General features: G+C 44.2%; 15 protein-coding genes. 1 reads left to right on the top strand and 14 read right to left on the bottom strand.

Annotation, left to right across the window (positions count from 1 at the left end; all coding sequences use genetic code 11):
• Positions 1–3 precede the first annotated feature (3 nt).
• From aroE to DV740_RS05705, 14 genes are all read right to left on the bottom strand, one after another.
• Positions 4–879, bottom strand: a complete 876-nt coding sequence (gene aroE, locus DV740_RS05640) for a shikimate dehydrogenase (RefSeq protein WP_118087596.1) — start codon at positions 877–879, stop codon at positions 4–6.
• An 83-nt stretch (positions 880–962) separates the two neighbouring features.
• Entirely contained in the window at positions 963–1,256 is a 294-nt protein-coding gene (locus tag DV740_RS05645; protein WP_118087597.1) for a hypothetical protein, read from the bottom strand.
• Between the two features lie 227 nt (positions 1,257–1,483).
• Positions 1,484–4,072 carry a translation factor GTPase family protein gene (locus tag DV740_RS05650; RefSeq protein ID WP_118087598.1) on the bottom strand — a complete coding sequence of 863 codons (2,589 nt, stop codon included), beginning with the start codon at positions 4,070–4,072 and terminating at the stop codon, positions 1,484–1,486.
• A gap of 41 nt (positions 4,073–4,113) precedes the next feature.
• Complete coding sequence (locus DV740_RS05655) at positions 4,114–5,442, bottom strand: AAA family ATPase (RefSeq protein WP_118087599.1); 1,329 nt, start codon at positions 5,440–5,442, stop codon at positions 4,114–4,116.
• Between the two features lie 29 nt (positions 5,443–5,471).
• Entirely contained in the window at positions 5,472–6,767 is a 1,296-nt protein-coding gene (locus tag DV740_RS05660) for a vWA domain-containing protein (protein ID WP_118087600.1), read from the bottom strand.
• A 48-nt stretch (positions 6,768–6,815) separates the two neighbouring features.
• Entirely contained in the window at positions 6,816–7,766 is a 951-nt protein-coding gene (locus DV740_RS05665; protein ID WP_118087601.1) for a leucine-rich repeat domain-containing protein, read from the bottom strand.
• A 53-nt stretch (positions 7,767–7,819) separates the two neighbouring features.
• Entirely contained in the window at positions 7,820–9,103 is a 1,284-nt protein-coding gene (locus DV740_RS05670) for a M14 family metallopeptidase (protein WP_118087602.1), read from the bottom strand.
• A 275-nt stretch (positions 9,104–9,378) separates the two neighbouring features.
• Positions 9,379–9,810, bottom strand: coding sequence for a flavodoxin (locus DV740_RS05675; protein ID WP_022243985.1), 432 nt, complete (start codon positions 9,808–9,810; stop codon positions 9,379–9,381).
• Positions 9,811–9,822: 12 nt separating this feature from the next.
• Entirely contained in the window at positions 9,823–10,440 is a 618-nt protein-coding gene (locus DV740_RS05680; protein WP_117842031.1) for a DUF3793 family protein, read from the bottom strand.
• Positions 10,441–10,656: 216 nt separating this feature from the next.
• The gene (locus DV740_RS05685) at positions 10,657–12,912 is read right to left on the bottom strand and encodes an ABC transporter permease (RefSeq protein WP_118087957.1); all 2,256 of its coding nucleotides are present in this window, start codon (positions 12,910–12,912) and stop codon (positions 10,657–10,659) included.
• Between the two features lie 14 nt (positions 12,913–12,926).
• Positions 12,927–13,625 carry an ABC transporter ATP-binding protein gene (locus DV740_RS05690; RefSeq protein ID WP_118087603.1) on the bottom strand — a complete coding sequence of 233 codons (699 nt, stop codon included), beginning with the start codon at positions 13,623–13,625 and terminating at the stop codon, positions 12,927–12,929.
• A 189-nt stretch (positions 13,626–13,814) separates the two neighbouring features.
• Positions 13,815–15,689, bottom strand: a complete 1,875-nt coding sequence (locus DV740_RS05695) for a heavy metal translocating P-type ATPase (RefSeq protein WP_118087604.1) — start codon at positions 15,687–15,689, stop codon at positions 13,815–13,817.
• A 10-nt stretch (positions 15,690–15,699) separates the two neighbouring features.
• Positions 15,700–15,918 (bottom strand): cation transporter, encoded by a 219-nt coding sequence (locus DV740_RS05700; RefSeq protein ID WP_117698031.1) that lies wholly within the window; start codon positions 15,916–15,918, stop codon positions 15,700–15,702.
• A gap of 13 nt (positions 15,919–15,931) precedes the next feature.
• The gene (locus tag DV740_RS05705) at positions 15,932–16,291 is read right to left on the bottom strand and encodes an ArsR/SmtB family transcription factor (protein ID WP_117698030.1); all 360 of its coding nucleotides are present in this window, start codon (positions 16,289–16,291) and stop codon (positions 15,932–15,934) included.
• A 178-nt stretch (positions 16,292–16,469) separates the two neighbouring features.
• On the opposite strand from DV740_RS05705, the gene DV740_RS05710 reads away from it, so the two are divergent.
• Complete coding sequence (locus DV740_RS05710) at positions 16,470–17,408, top strand: tyrosine-type recombinase/integrase (protein WP_117698029.1); 939 nt, start codon at positions 16,470–16,472, stop codon at positions 17,406–17,408.
• Positions 17,409–17,438 lie beyond the last annotated feature (30 nt).

A 17,438-nucleotide genomic window follows, 5' to 3' on the forward strand; every position in this document is an offset into this window, starting at 1 on the left:
ATCCTACTGGAAAAACTTCTCTTTTACTTCCCGTACCGGCATCTCTTCTCCGGTGTACAGGCGGAATGCAGCAACACCCTGCCACAGTAACATTCCTTTTCCATTGAGGCAGGTGCAGCCTGCTTCTTTTGCTTCCCGGAGTAATCTTGTCTCTTCCGGATTATAAACGGCATCTGCAACCACCAGTCCCGGACGGAATGCGGATGTATCTTTCACAACGCTTTCTTTTTCCATCGGTTTCATTCCAACGATTGTTGCATTGGCAAAAATGTCAGAGCTTTGAATCTCTTCTGTCATCTTTGCAGTATCTGCAATGTCATACACATTTACCACAATGCCCGGCACTTCTTTTCTAATCTTCTCTGCTGTTTCCAGTGTTCTTTCGAAGAAGTCATCTTTGATATTGAAAATGCTGATTTCTCTTGCCCCGTCCAGCGCACACTGTACCTGAATGGCAGTGGCTGCTCCGCCGCCTCCTGCTACTGTGATTTTCTTTCCTTTTATCTCAATTCCATGGTCTCTTAAATTGCCTACAAATCCTTCACCGTCTGTCATATGTCCGATTAATTTTCCATCTTCATTTACTATGGTATTGACTGCTCCGATAATCCGGGCTGCCGGTGAAAGCTCATCCATATATTTTGCAGTTTCTGTCTTACATGGCATCGTTACATTGCAGCCACGCATGTGGAAAAGGCGCATGGCATCCAAGGCTGCCTTTACTTCTTCTACTTTTATATCGAATGCTACGTATGCATAGTCTAATCCTAATTTTTCAAAGCTATAGTTATACATTGCCGGGGAGCCTGAGTGTCCTACCGGGGAACCGATCAATGCCAATAATCCTGTATGTCCTGTTATTCTTCCTTTTCCTTCCATGTCTTCTCTCCTTCTGTTCGAAATGATTCTGTTCGGGTGATTACGATAATGCAAAACAACGACCAAACAATTGTTACTGCTATTTAACGATGTTTTCTTTTGATGAACAGGAAATGTCCTATCGTTCTTAGATACGCATTTTGCTTGTAGTAGACTGTCTTTCCGCCTGCTTTGACGGGATATCTGCACTGTCCGCCGGAGGCGGATGCCACAGCAAGCCTGCAAGGGGCACTAAGAATTTCGATAAAGTTACGAATTCGTCCGGCAACCGGCGCATATTCGCATCCATGCTTAAGATGCGCCTCACTGGCACATCCCTGTGCCAGTGTTGCCGGTTTGCCGACGAAATTCCAAGTGCCCCTAACAGCCTGCTTCATGCATCCGCATTCCGGCGCACCGTACAGATATCTTGTCAAACATTGGAAAGACCGGCTAAATCACAAAAGCAAAATGCAGTGTCTTAGAACGATGGCATTTCCTGTTACAAAAGAAACATCTGTCAAATGGCAGATACAATGGTTGCATCCTGTTTTCCTCTATCGTAATCACCCGAGTAAAACTCTTTTTCTATCATAGCTTTTTTTCCATGCCATGGCAATATTTATCAGAAAATATTCTGTCCATTCCGGTAATTATCCCACATGGTGCTATTCGCCCGTTTTACTTCCTGTTCAAACTCCCGGGCAGATATCAGCTTGCAGTCCTGGCCGCGGATAATCATCTGCTCTAAGCCATCGGAGGTTGCAACCGTTACATCATAATGATTGTGATGTTCGTGGGCAAATCGTTCGATATACTGGTCTGCTGTCTCTGCCTCTTTGGTAAAGACAATATGGATATTGTGATAGTCCAACTGTTCTGTCTTATGTCCGGTCAGGCGGTATGCATCAAACACCACAATGACTTCGCCACCAAAGATGCCCTGATAGTTGCAGAGAATGTCCTGCAATTTGCCTCTGGCTCCATCCAGATTCACTTCTGCCAGTTCATGTAAATCCTTCCAGGCATAAATTACATTGTAGCCATCCACCAGTAGATAGCGTTCCAGTTTTTCCGGCTTGTGGTAAGTACGGACGGTTGGTGCATTGTTTTCTGCTTTGCGTTTTCGCACAACACCGTTTTTGCGTTTTCCTTCCTGCCGGTTGGCATAGAAGGTCTTTTCTAAAATAGCATCGATTTCATCGGTATCTACCCAATCCTCTACTACGCCGGGACGGTGGACTTTTATCCGTTCTTCTTTTGTGCCGCCATCTTCTTCTAAAACAGATGGCATATGCATGTGCTCTTTTACTTCATACCACGGCACCAGATAGCCCGCTCCGTGGGCACAGAATACAGAATCTGATGTATTATATAAATCTGCCTCCGGCTGATAACCGATAGCTTCTACCACCTCATCCTGATTCTGGCACACCTCGTAGCCCTGCAATGTGCAGAAGAATTTGCCACGCCCTTTGGCATAGGTATTTAATTCCTTCTGATAATCCGAAAGCTTCGATACCGGACCGCTTCCGGTGAGCAGTGCCATTCCATTTTCTATCTGCGGAGCGTCCATTCTGCTGTTACGCTGCTCCATATCATGCATTGCACGACCCAGACATTCTTCCGGTATTTCCAGACGGAATGCATAATATGGCTCTAACAATACAGAATCTGCTTCCATCAGCCCCTGCCTTACCGCCCGGTAAGTTGCCTGCCTGAAATCGCCGCCTTCGGTATGCTTTGGATGTGCCCGGCCGGACACTACGGTAATCTTCATATCAGTAATGGCAGAACCGGTTAATACGCCCTTATGTTCCCGCTCTGCAAGATGGGTCAGTATCAGCCGCTGCCAGTTCTTATCTAAAATATCTTCACTGCAGTCTGTCTGAAAACACAGTCCGCTTCCGCGCTCACCCGGCTCTAACAGAAGATGTACTTCCGCATAATGGCGCAGTGGTTCAAAATGTCCGACTCCTTCTACGGTATTGCGGATGGTTTCTTTATAGATAATCTTCTCTTCTCCAAATTCCGCCACAACTCCGTAACGTTCTTTGATTAATTTCTGCAGGATTTCAAGCTGCACTTCACCCATCAGCTTTACGATAATCTCTCCGGTTTCTTCCCGGTATACAATATGCAATTCCGGATTTTCTTCCTCTAACTGCTTTAATTTTGGCAGCATGACCGCCACCGGAACTTCCCCCGGCAGAACCATTTTCACGCTGCGTACCGGTTCTAAGACCGGAAGAATTGATTCTTCTTCTATACCAAGCCCTTCACCCGGATAAGTCTTCGTAAGCCCCGTAACTGCACAGACTGTACCTGCTGCCGCCTCGGATACTGCCTCATATTTTTCTCCGGAATAAATACGGATCTGATTGACCTTTTCCGCCCACTCTTCTTCTCCGGCTTTGCCATTAAGCATGTCCTTTACACGAAGAGTTCCTCCGGTCACTTTAAGATAAGTCAGCCGGTTTCCCTGTTCTTCTCTTGCAATCTTAAAGATTTTAGCACCAAATTTATCCGGATACTGAGGTGTCCTGCCATATTCGTAAAGCCCGTCTAACAGTTCTTCCACACCCTGCACCTTTAATGCAGAGCCAAAATAGCAGGGGAAAAGTTCCCTCTTTGCAATCATTTGTGCAAGGTCATTGGATGCAAGACTTCCTTCCGATAAGAATTTCTCCATGGCTGCTTCTTCGCACATAGCCGCCTCTTCATAGAAGCCTTCGTTCTGCTCCTGTGTAAAGTCAATGCAGTTGCTGTCCAAATGCTCCTTGATTTCCCATAAAAGAGCCTCTTTATCCGCTCCCGGCTGATCCATTTTATTGATAAATAAGAATACCGGAACCTGATAAAGTTTTAACAGACGCCACAGCGTTCTGGTATGTCCCTGCACACCATCGGCTCCGCTGATGACCAGCACTGCATAATCAAGCACTTTAAGGGTCCGCTCCATCTCCGCAGAAAAGTCCACATGCCCCGGTGTATCCAATAAAGTGATTGCCATATCTTTCCAGGAAAATTCTGCCTGCTTTGAGAAAATCGTAATTCCACGCTCCCGCTCCATGGCATTATTGTCAAGATATGCATCCTTATTATCCACTCTTCCCAGATGGCGTATGCTTCCGCTTGTATACAACATACTTTCCGATAATGTTGTCTTTCCTGCATCTACATGTGCAAGAATTCCGATTACCAGCTTCTTCATATTTAAAGGTATCCTTTCTGACATTTTTTTACGCTGTACAACTAGTCCCGGTTCAGCTCGGCTAAAAGCTCTGCCCGCTTGCTTCCAATCAGCAGTTCCTGATTATACTGTAAATAGCGGTCGCAGTTGTGCTCGGCTAAGAATCTTGCGGATTCTGCCACGGTAGCAAGATCTGTTACAAATACCACCATTTCCTGGCCGCCCTCAAATGCCTGCTCCATAAAATCAAACGCATGCTCTAAGGCTGCTGCGGTCTTTTCTTCGATTGTTTCTAATGTCTTTCTCTGGATATCAAAGGCTGCCTTTTTTTCCTCAAAAACTTCTTTCTTTGCCCCTTCGGAATTACGGTACTCTTTCAAGGCTGCAAAGTCGCGGTCTGTCTTAGCCTTTTCTTTTCCATAGCTTCGGAACAGATTCTGTAATCCGTCCAACAAAAGATTGACCACGCTGAGTCTTTCATCAAAAGCTGCATCATAAATCCGGGCAAATACTTCCGGCCGAATCTTTCCTTCCAATATTAACGGAATTCCATAGTCATCCTTATATTTCTGGTATAAATCAAAATATGCTGCCGCATCCTCTGCCACATCCTTATGGTGTAAAAATTCTCCTACAACGGTTTCATCTACCGGAAGCCCCATTTCTTCATAGGTCTGCATCAAAATGCTTAAGTCCTCCCAGCCTCTTGCTGTGACAAACTGCAAGCCGTCTACATCTGCTTCCACCCGGTAGAAATTCTTTGGACGAAGCTCAAGATAGCTTAAAATTGCACCATGGATATGTCTTGATCTGGCATAAGCTTTCCAAACACCAAGGTCTGCCTCTACCTGCATACAGCGGACACGGTCCAAGGTTACCATATCAAATTCCCGCACCGATTTATTGTATTCCGGCGGATTGCCTGCTGCAACAATAATCCAGCCCTCCGGCACTGCCTGATTACCAAAGGTCTTGCACTGCAAAAACTGTAACATGGTCGGTGCCAGTGTCTCTGACACACAGTTAATCTCATCAATGAAAAGGATTCCTTCCGGACAGCCTTCCTCGATTTTCCGGTATACGCTGGCAATAATCTCACTCATGGTATATTCCGTTATGGAATACTCTTTGCCTGCAAATTCCATTTCTTTGATAAAAGGAAGTCCCACTGCACTCTGTCTGGTATGATGGGTAATCGTATATGCTACCAGTCCGATTTTGCACTCCTCTGCAATCTGCTCCATAATCTGGGTCTTGCCGATTCCCGGCGGTCCCATTAATAAGACCGGTCTCTGACGAATCAGAGGAATCTTATATCTGCCCTCATCATCCTTTTTCAAATATGCTGTTACGGTATGTTTGATTTCTTCCTTTGCCTGTTTGATATTCATCTGTTTTCTTCCAATCTATATTATTTCTCTCATGCATTCTGTTCCAGCTCTCCCGGCTCCAGTTGCAGCCGCATTGCCCATGGTGGTACTGCCGTCTCATCATAGGCTCCCAAGAATAAAAATGCGGTCTTATATTCCGGCTTCTTTACCGGATAAATGCCCTTGCCATCGGTAAAGTACAAGAGTCCATCCAGATGCCGGATACTTCCTTCTTTGATTAGTTGGTTTACATAAGTAAACGCCGGTCGAAAATCTGTATTTCCGCCGCCCACTACCTGAAAGCTTTTTAGCAGCCGCTCCATTTCTTCCTGACTGCTGATTACCTCATCCATTTCCACTTTATCATCGCACTGGATAATCCGGATTCTGCATCTTCGAAAGAAGCTGTTCTGCTGGGATAAAATGCCAAATGTCTCATTTAAAAAGCCTTTGATTAAACTGCCGCTGGTGGAATAACTGGTGTCTACCACCACTACAAATTCCCGGATTTTCTTTACTTCCCGGCTCTCCACCGGTTCTATCAGGGGCATATTCTTATAAAGCCGCAGCCCATAGGTATAATAATTCAAATCATACTCATCGGGATTGCATTTTAATTCTTCCTGTAGTATGGAAAATTTCTGTAAAAATTCCTTATAACTCCGGCGGCTTTTCGCAGCACTGATCTGTGTCATCAGAAGTTCTTCTCCCTTTTCCGGCTCATCTCCATGCCGCTTCTTCGCCATACTGGTCTGCCTTGCTATCTTATTCCATTTATTTCTGGCCGCAGATGCCGCGCCATTGCCGGTTTCCTCTTTCCAGAAACGGTGGTCATCCGTATAAAATTCATGATTTAAGGTAAGAAGCTCTTCCATGGATTTTCCCCGCAGCCAGCGGTATACCACTGCTGCTGAAATCCGCCCCTCACCCTTCAACGCTTCATAGGTCTGCTGCCGCAGAAAGCTTAATGCGCGCCTGGTACAGGGCTTGTCCATGCCGTCAATGGTCTGCTCCACTACAATATCGCAGGCAAGATTCCAAAGCTTCGTATCTCTGTTTCCTTTTAAAAATAAGTGTGAAAAAATACAGTGCAATATCGTGTGCAGGTACGCCCGGTTCATAAATGCCGGATTATTCCGGAATACGCGTATTACCTGTCCTGCTGAGAAAAAGAGACTCTCTCCGTCCGTAGCCATTGTCTCTAAGCCTTCCATTGCCTGAGGCTTCAATGCAGAAAGTGCCACATCAAGATATCGCAAATCCAGATAGATTTCACTTCTTGCATGCTGCAAGATTTTTACAGACATATCATTTTCCCATTCGGTCTGGGTCTTAATATGTGCCATCTTCTACTCCTTTCTGCCACTGCATATTTTCTTAATTTTCTGCTGTTTTTACCACTCAATATCATAACAGGAAGAAGCTGCTTCTTCCTTATAATATTTCTGCTGCCAGCTGCTTAAGCTGACACTGCCTTCTGCCCAGCCGGCTTCTGCCGCCTGCTCGATTAATGCAGTGATTCCACTCCGCTCCACCACCTGAAGCCGGCATATCAGCTCTAATAATGCTAAATCTTTTTTCTGAATCAAAACATCACATACCTCACTGGCATGTTCTTTTAAATAAGAAAAATAACGTTCACGGGCTTCTTCCTTTAATTCCACCGGATATGCCAGTCTGCAAAGTGCCATTCTGGCTGCAGTCCACATCTTCTCCTCAATGCAGATCCGCTCAAATATCATATCGTATGCGGCGGCATCTACCATCCGCTCATGAAAACACTGTCTTGCCCGGAAACCTTCCCCCGCAATATTCAGTGCAAATATATGTGCCGGTCCGATTTCTTCATAGGAATCGTAATATTCCGGATAGAAAAATAAGGCTTCCTTAAATTCCACTTCCAAATCAGCCCGAACCTGATTTAAGATAAGCTGTGCGCCACTGGCTTCTTCCATGGAAGAACGAAGCACCAGCCGCTTTAAGCTCCGGCAGTTCATAAAGGCATCGCTTCCTAATTCTTTTAAGAAACGCCCCAAGGTAAGTGTTCGTAATTTGCGGCAATTATAAAATGCCAGATTCCCGATTTGTTCCACGGAATCCGGCAAAGAAATTTCTTCGATATCATTTCCACATAATGCCTTCATAAAACTGTCCACTTCGCCGATGGTAACGGCATCTGCCGGAACATGTTTGCTTTCCGAAAAACAATATGCGCCTATTCTCTTTACTGTGAATCCATCTATCTGTTCTGGAATTACAACAACCGGTGTCGTCCCATATACACGCTCTATGCTTATGGAATGTTCATCCAGCGGCTGTATCTCATAGCTGTATGCTGTGTTCATCTTACGCTCCAGTTTCCTCAACTTTTCTCTGCTACAATATAACACATCCCCGGTTATCGCACAAGTTCCGTCATTCCGCCTTCTAAAATCAGACGGTTATCTTCATAGATTCCGGCAAACTGGCTCATTGGAAGCGGGCTTACACCCATTCCCACCTCAATGGTATAGCCGGGACGATTGTATTCCTGAATAAACCAGTCTTTGAAACCAGCATAACCCGACGCAGATGGTGTCTCTTCCACCCGGTATCCGCTGACCTCGCCAAAGTATTCTGCAATTCTTCTGGAATCTGCCGGTTCATAGTCAAGATACCGCCAGTAAATCACTTCTCCCTGTGCATGATATGCCAGAATTAACGAAAAATTATGGGCTCTTGTAAATTCATAGACACTGCGGCTTTCCGGTGCCACAAGGGGAGCCTCTCCCACATAATCTCTTGGTGCCGGTGTTGTAAATCCCATGGCAAATTTAATGTTTCTGGCATTTTCCCAGCCCGCCGGAAATTGCAGATTCAAATCAATTCCTTCTATATTGGCTTTCCATCCATTCGGAAATGGAATCTTCGGATAATCAGCTGCAATGCGCTCTGCCTCTTCTAAGGATGCACCCTCTTCTAATACTCCATTCACTAAATCCACGCCATCCGGGTTTACCAGGGGAACAAGATACAGGGAAAATCCATAAAAAAGCCATGCCGCCTGCACAGTATAAAGCATGCGTCCCGCTGCAAATGCATGGGCATATTCTTCCGCAAATTTAAGCAGGACCGGTGTGGTAATCCATTCGTTGGCATGATATGCTCCACTGTAAAAGACTTCCCGCTCTCCTGTTCCAATCCGAAGATAGGGAATTTCCTTTCCCATCGCACTTTTTCCAATATTTCCCTGAACCAAGAAAGGATAGCGTACCGTAAGCCCTTCCAATATCCAGTCATTGAGATAAGAAGTGTAAGCCACATCTTCTGCTACAAGCGAAAAAGAGAATGGAATTGCAAGAATACTTCCGGTCCGCAGTGCCAGCGGATTTACTGTTGGATTGGCTGTCATAATCGCTGATACACTGGTGTCATAATTTGCCGCAATACCCCATAATGTATCACCGGATTTTATTTCATGCATCGTATATCCTTTTAAATAAGGGAAAAGCTTTCCCCACACTACATCATCTATTTTACAGTTAAATTCTTCCCCGCCCTTTTTCCTTAAAAACTGCCGCAATGCCCTGCAGGTATTCTCTCCCAAAATTTCATCTTTCCTTATATCATATCCCGCACGGTTTAATGCCAGCTGCACATACTGTACCAGCACGGAGCGTTCTCCCGGATTCAATACTTTCATTCTTTCACCTGTTTCCAGTCCTTCTTATCAGTATATGCAGCTGTTTTCAAAACGTAACAAAGAATGTGCCCTGGCACATTCTCGCGCCTGCGGCGGTCGCTTGCGACATCTACCTTATACGCCGCAGTGCGCATCCTCGCGGAGCGTTTTTCACTTTACAGGAAAGCAATTTCCTGTAAAGTGAAAAAGCCTTGCATACTCTGCAAGACTTCTTCTGGTTATGATATATAATACAATTTGTTTGTACCCTACGGAAATGATTTTGTTTTTGGAATTTACATTCCTGCTAACTGTTTGCCTAAGCTTTCGCATGCAGCGACTGCATCGTCATCCGGTGCTTCCTGACAAATCACACCTTCACCATTTACAACGGTTGCTCCTGCGCTTGTCATACGGTCTACCCAGTCACGCATCCACTGTCCATCGCCCCATCCGTAAGAACCGAATAATGCGATTTTCTTTCCTGCTGCAAAGCCTTCTACTTCTTCAACGAATGGCTCCATCTCGCCTTCTTCTAAGACTTCTGCACCCATTGCAGGACATCCCATTGCAAATACGGAAGAAGCTTTTAATGCATCCATATCAGCTGTACTTACATCAACAACCTCTGCTTCTTTGCCAGCTGCTTCAATTCCTCTTCCAACAGCCTCAGCCATTGCCTGTGTGTTTCCTGACTGTGTCCAATAAACTACCTGAATCTTACTCATTTTTTCTACCTCCTAAACAGCCGCTTTCTGCGGCATGCTGTCATTATAAATACCAATGATGTCCCGCATTCCCACTCCATTGGAGAGAAGCTGGATGATGGTCTCTTTTTCCATATCATAGCGTGCGAAAAGACGTTTCTTTTCCGGAACATGTGCATACACTTTCCAGTAACCCTGATAGAGTGCATTCTGTCCATTCTGTTCCATAAATCCTCTTACATCTTCTACCGGATAGCCAAGCAGTACTCCCATCTCATGAGGGAAGCCCGGCTCGCCGCACATATAACCCTGGTAACGTTTCTGAAACGTGCTGAGAATATTTCCGAGCGTAAAGTCCTGATAACCGGACTCCTGCAGCAGCTCCCGTATCTCTTTACGCATCAGATACGCCTCCAACGGTTTCTTCCGGAAAAGAAGGTAACGAGCTTTTTCCCTGGTCCTGAGCAGTAGCAGGAATGAAATTCCGGATTTTCTCAGGCACTGTTTTACCGCATCCTCCATGCCTGTTGAAACGACTAAGAGATTGGATATCTTTACTCCTGCGATCAATGGGGCACATTGTAACGCTAACTGCGTCTCTGCATTGTGTAAATCCATCTGTTGTACAATTTCCAGAATTTCTGTACTCATATCTTCTTTTCCTTTCGCTCTAGTTAGCTATTCCTAACTTGTGTTTATCATAACTAATTACATTTCTGTTGTCAACATAAAATGTGCGTGGTGAGAATTCTTTATCATATTAAGAATTTCAGTTAGTTTGATATGGTTTTAGTTTGGCTGGGTGGGATGAAAATATACTTGTATAAAAATACCAGCAGTTTCGCTGCAATATTACATTTTCAAGTTCTACTCTACATTCTTCAGTGCTTCGTCCATCGGTATCTTCCGAATCTTCCGAAGGCAGAACAATGCCACTACGAAGTATGCTGCCAGTACCATAAGCAGTATTTTCCAGTAGATGTTCGGGTCATAGTAGATGCTCAGCCAGCCGGAGTAATCACTCATCATTGCCCGGTAGATGACATTGATGGTCTCGGTAGCAATTGCTTCACCCAGGATAACGGATATCACCACAATCCAGGTGGTGGCTGTCAGATACAGTTTCCCGATTTCTCGGATGTTGTAACCCAATATCTTAACCATGGATATGGATGAAGCATTCCGCTCGATAATCAGCTTTGTCATCAGGTAAATAAGGATTGCTGCCAATGCAACAGAAAATACATTCATCAGATAGAACATGCCGCCCATAGATACATCAAGCTGTCTTGATACCTTGGTAAGGTCATCTTCTGTAATGGTCGTCATGATATAGGCATCCTCAATATCGGTAATCTTCTTATCGGAGAAATATCCATTGAAATAACCCTCCTCTTTGTCAAATACATCCCGATATTCCTCTTCCGGCATAAAAATTGCCACCGCTGCCGGATACTCATAGATTCCAGCCACCTTAAACTTGTATTTCTTATCTCCATAAGTTTCCTTTAACTCAATGGTATCGCCTTCTGCGAGCCGGTATTTTTCTGCATAACTATCCGAAATGTAGACACCTTCTTTTGGGAAATCAATATCAACATAAGCACTGTCTTTTTCAACGCCATAGACGCTGACCTCTTCGCTGTTGAATTCTGTCGGCATTGTCTTTAAACTACCGGCAAGATAAGTCTCTGCGCCATCTGTTTCCGTTGGAACCGGTGCTTTTAATACATACTGATAATCTGCAAGCATGTGGGACAGCACTTCATCCTGATAATGGTCTAAAAGTGGTGACATCATCATGCCGAAAACCAGCAGAATTTCTGCAAAAGCAATACCGATAAATAAAGTCAGGTAGCCCGCACGGTTCTGTAAAATAATACGGATACGGAACCGGTTAAAGAATTTGAAATGCGGCAGTTTTACTGCTTTTTTCCGCTTTCTTCTGCTCAAATCCCTGCGCAGGAAATTCAGTGGTAAAATACGCAGTTTGGAAGAAATCAAAAGCAGATTTATAACAATCATTATGATTGCCGGAATCACCGTTGTCAGGATAAACGCATCCCCATTCCAGATGGTATGGTAGGTCGGCAGACTATAGCTTCCATAGTACAAATCTGCTACCATATTTTTAAATACGGTATAGCCAAGTATATTTCCAATAATTGCTGCTACGATTGTCACCAGTACCGGAAGATGCAGATAATGCCGCAGCAGTTCTCCTCTGGTATAGCCGGATGCACGCAGCGTTCCGATGACTGCTGCTTCTTTTGTAATCGTATTATTGGTGGTAACTGCAAAGACAAATGCCATAATCGCTATCAGGATATATAACAGCGTCATTACCATTGTTTTGTCTCCACCCATATCATCTCCCGTAAAATGAATTGCCTGATTGGAAAATGCCGGTATGTATGCTGCTATTGCCGCCTTACTGCCCAGCACTTTCATAAAATCTTCTGCTTTCTCTTTTGCTTCCGTATCATCAGCCGGAGTTTTTTCATATTTCCAGGAATAGCTGTAATGGAGATTGCCGGTGCCATAAGCATCAAAAGCATCCTCTGTGGCAATGGCAACGCCAAATTTTATGGCATCAAACATCAGATCCTTGCTATCGGAAAACAGCGCACTGTAATCCGATAATGCCACAAGACCACTGATGGTCTTTTTCTCGCCGCCTACTTTAATGGTGTCTCCTACTTTCAGGGAATTATTGTCCGCATACATCCGGTCAATTGCAATTTCATCTTCCTGCTGCGGCATTTCTCCATCCATCAGACATACTTTATCCACTTCGTTTCTCGGTTTAAAAATACGGAGGGTACTGTCTGACTTGCCATTTACCACCGCTTCTTCCAGATAGTAATTCTCATAAATTGTTACGCCTTCTTTTTCCAGTTCTGTAAGCAGCGTATCGTCAGCTTCTTCCATCAGTTCGAAATTACCGTCTTCAATATTGTACTTTTCAAAACTCTCATTATAGGCAGTTATCATACTGCTTCCTGCCACCAGAAATCCCGATACAAATCCGATAGTAGCCGTCAGGAACAGGAAAATCACAAGATATTTTCCAAAATCTGTTTTCAATTCCCTTGGAATTCGTTTTCTTAATGGACTCTTCACTTTCATCACCGCCTTTACCAGTCAAGTTCCTGTGCAGGAATCTTCACTTCATTGGTGTAATCCTTTCGAATCTGTCCATCACGCAGCTTAATGACACGGTCTGCCATGTTTTTGATGGCATCATTATGGGTAACCATAATAACGGTATTTCCATATTTCTGATTTACATCCTCAATCAGCTTCAAAATCTCTTTGGATGTATTGTAATCCAGTGCTCCGGTCGGCTCATCACAGAGCAGAATATCCGGGTTCTTTACAATGGCACGGCCAATGGCTGTACGCTGCTGCTGTCCACCGGATAACTGGTTTGGCAGCTTATGACGATGCTCATAAAGTCCCAGTGTCTTAAGCAATTCGTCAATGTCTAATGATTTATCACTCAGATATGCTCCTACCTCGATATTTTCCTTCACATTGAGGTTTGGGATCAGATTATACATCTGAAATACATATCCTAAATGGCGGCGGCGGTAATTCGTCAGTGCCTTTTCGTTCATATCTGCTGTTTTCTCTCCATTGATGGAAATATAGCCGCTGTCTGCACTGTCAATTCCTCCGATAATATTCAAAAGTGTTGATTTACCGGAACCGGACGGTCCTAACAATACGCAAATCTCACCTTTTTCAACAGAGAAATTAATTCCCTTCAAAACTTCTGTTTTTGCCTCTCCCTGTCCAAAACTTTTTTTCAAATTCTGAATCTCCAGAAACATATTCATCCTCCTTTTTCTTTTCTGACTCTTTTTTCAGTTCTTTTATTTTGTTACTCCTGCTTCCCTCTTTCCCAATGCTGTACTATTTCCGACTTCCTGTTAGCTTTTTGCAACTTTTGTTAGTATAGCCTATCTGTTTGGTAAAAGAAAGGCGTTTACTGATTCTTTTTCTCAATAAACGCCTTTATACTATTTCTTTGCAATGTGCAGTGTCCGCATGGAATTTAAAATTGCAATGACAGATACACCTACATCTGCAAATACTGCTTCCCACATATTGGCAATACCAAATGCACCGAGTATCAGTACAATTGCTTTTACGCCAAGTGCAAATACGATATTCTGGTGCACGATGGAAAGTGTCTTTCTTGCAATCTTCACAAGAGATGCAATCTTTCGCACATCATCATCCATAAGAACTACATCTGCAGCTTCAATGGCTGCATCGGAACCCATACTTCCCATTGCAATTCCAATGTCTGCTCTGGTCAGTACTGGTGCATCGTTGATGCCATCACCCACAAATGCAAGTTTTTCTTTCTCATGCTGTTCTTTCAGAAGTGCCTCAACCTGACTTACCTTGTCACCCGGCAGTAATTCTGCATGCACTTCATCCAGTCCCAGTTCATCTGCTACTGCCTGTGCTGCTGCCTTACGGTCTCCGGTCAGCATAACGCATTTCTTCACGCCTACCTTCTTCATGCTATGGATAGCTTCTTTTACGCCCTCCTTAATGGAATCGGAAATTACAATGGTTCCGGCAAATGCTCCATCTACCGCAACATAAATCACGGTTCCAGCACTACTGTTTTCGGTATAGGAAATATTCCGGGCTGCCATCATTTTGGCATTTCCAAGCCATACTTCTTTTCCATCTACAAATGTATGAATTCCATGTCCGGCAATTTCTTCTGTTCCATTTACCCGGTTCATATCCAGTTCTTTGCCATAGGCTTCACGCACGGAATTAGCAATTGGATGATTGGAATATCCTTCTACATGGGCTGAAAGCTCTAAGAGTTCCTCTTTGCTTCCATTTACCGGAAGTACCTCAGATACCTTGAACTCGCCTTTGGTCAGTGTACCGGTTTTGTCAAATACGATAGTGGTCATCTCAGCCACTGCCTCTAAATAGTTACTTCCTTTTACAAGAACACCTAAGTTAGAAGATGCTCCGATACCGCCGAAGAATCCCAATGGGACGGAGATTACAAGGGCACACGGGCAGGAAATAACAAGGAAAATACAGGCTCTCTGAATCCACTCAGCCCAGCCGCCGCCCAAAATAATCGGTGGCAGGATTGCAAGAATTACTGCTCCAATGGTAACAACCGGAGTGTAATATTTTGCAAATCTGGTGATAAAGTTCTCCACTCTTGCTTTCTTGCTGCTTGCATTCTCCACCAGTTCCAGAATCTTGGATACTGTGGAATCTTCGAATGCTTTTGTTACTTTTACCTTTAAAGTACCGCTTCCATTGACACAGCCGCTGATGATTTCATCACCTTCTGCTGCTCTTCTTGGAACAGATTCTCCGGTCAGTGCCGCGGTATCGACCATGGACTCACCTTCTACTACAATTCCATCCAGCGGAATACGCTCGCCCGGTTTTACCACAATGACAGTGCCGATTTCCACATCATCCGGATCTGCCTGGACTAATTTGCCATCCTCTTCCACATTGGCATATTCCGGACAAATGTCCATCATATCTGCAATGGACTGTCTGGATTTTCCAACGGCATAGCCCTGGAAAAGTTCTCCAATCTGATAGAACAGCATAACTGCAACACCCTCGGAATACTCCCGTACTCCAAATGCTCCAAACGTTGCAATCATCATCAGAAAGTTCTCATCAAATACCTGTCCATGACTGATATTCCGGAATGCTTTAAATATAATATCATAGCCAATCAAAAGGTATGGTACTAGATAAATAATAAAAATCAGGACTGGCTGTGTAATCTGTTCTAAGACACCAACGTGTTCCAATACCAGAAGTGCTACAAACAGCACTGCAGTAACCAGAATACGTTCCAGCATTTTTTTCTGATTCTTTGTCATAAGCTATCTCCTATCGCAGAATCCGGCAGTCCGGTTCTACCTTTGCACATACTTTGGCTACTTCATCCATAATTTCTTCAAAACGCTCATCTTCTGCATCGATGGTCATCTTCTGTGTCATGAAGCTTACTACAGCATCATTGACTCCTGGGATTTTCTTGATTGCATCTTCCATTTTTGCTGCACAGTTTGCACAGTCTAAGTCTTCCAATTTAAATTTTTTCTTCATTATAATATCCTCCTCATTCTTCAATATGTTCTCTGCCCTGGTCGATAATGGTTCTTACATGTTCATCTGCCAGTGAATAAAATACGGATTTTCCTTCCCGCCTGCTGCTTACCAGCTTCGCCTGTTTTAAAATCTTAAGCTGATGGGATACTGCTGACTGCGTCATGTTCAACGTCTCTGCCAGATCACACACACATACTTCCGAGCCAAATAATACAAACAGGATCCGGATTCTGGTAGAATCACCAAATACTTTAAAAAGCTCTGCCAGATCATATAATTCATCTTCATCCGGCATCTTCTCCCGTGCCTTCTTAAGAAGCTCTGCATGAATGCAGTTTTCTTCGCAGCATTCTACATCGTTCATTGCCATCTTCTCACCTCCAGGTCGTTTTAACATATGAGCATTTGTTCATATGTTCATAATACGCTTGGGATTTCAAATTGTCAATATGAAGTTGGAAATTTTTATAAAAAATTTTTCTATGATATACTCTTATATCTATATTCAGGCAGGACAGCCTCCTGCCACATACAAAGGAGTATTTATTATGCATGATTTTAACTTTGAAATGAACCAGTATTTAACCTACTGCCGCACCCAGAAACGCCTTGATGGCAAAACCTTAAAAGCATACCGCATCGACCTTACACAGTTTGGTACCAGCCTTGCGGCTGCTTTTCCTTCTGCTTACAGTATATCTGACATCTCTCCTGCCATATTAGAGTCCTATGTTGCCTCCCTTCATGAACAATTCAAGCCCAAAACCGTAAAGCGAAAGCTTGCCTCCCTCAAAGCCTTTTTCCACTACCTCGACTACCGCGACCGCATTGTCTCCAACCCTTTTAACAAATTGCATATCAAATTCCGGGAACCGGTGATTCTTCCTAAAACCATTCCGCTTCCTACGATTGAACTGCTTTTATCTTCTATCTATCACCAATACTCCTACGCCGCTACCGATTTCCAGCGTAAAAATGCGCTCCGGGATGCTGCTGTTATCGAACTGCTCTTCGCCACCGGCATCCGAATCTCTGAGCTGTGTTCCATCACACCGGATGACATCAACCTTTCCAACCGGACTCTGCTTATCTTCGGCAAAGGTTCCAAAGAGCGGCTCCTCCAGATTGGCAATGACGATGTTGTCCACACCCTGCTGGAATACCGGAAATATTACCTTCCTGATATTAAGCGTACCAACCGCTTCTTCGTCAACCAGGCAGGACGTCCTCTCTCCGACCAGTACGTCCGCCGAACCATCCGGAAATACTGCAGCCTTGCTTCCATTGATATGCACATCACTCCGCACATGTTCCGCCACACCTTCGCCACCAGCCTCTTAGAAGCCGATGTGGATATCCGCTACATCCAGGAAATGCTTGGTCACAGTTCCATCCACATCACGGAAATCTACACCCATGTTTCCACAGCAAAGCAGCGGGACATTCTGATGAACAAACATCCAAGGAAGGATTTCAGGGTGGGGTAAAAGATAAAAAGGACTGTTAGAATTGGCAGT

It is taken from the genome of Roseburia sp. AF02-12 (genome assembly GCF_003461765.1).
Taxonomy (GTDB): domain Bacteria; phylum Bacillota; class Clostridia; order Lachnospirales; family Lachnospiraceae; genus Roseburia_C; species Roseburia_C amylophila.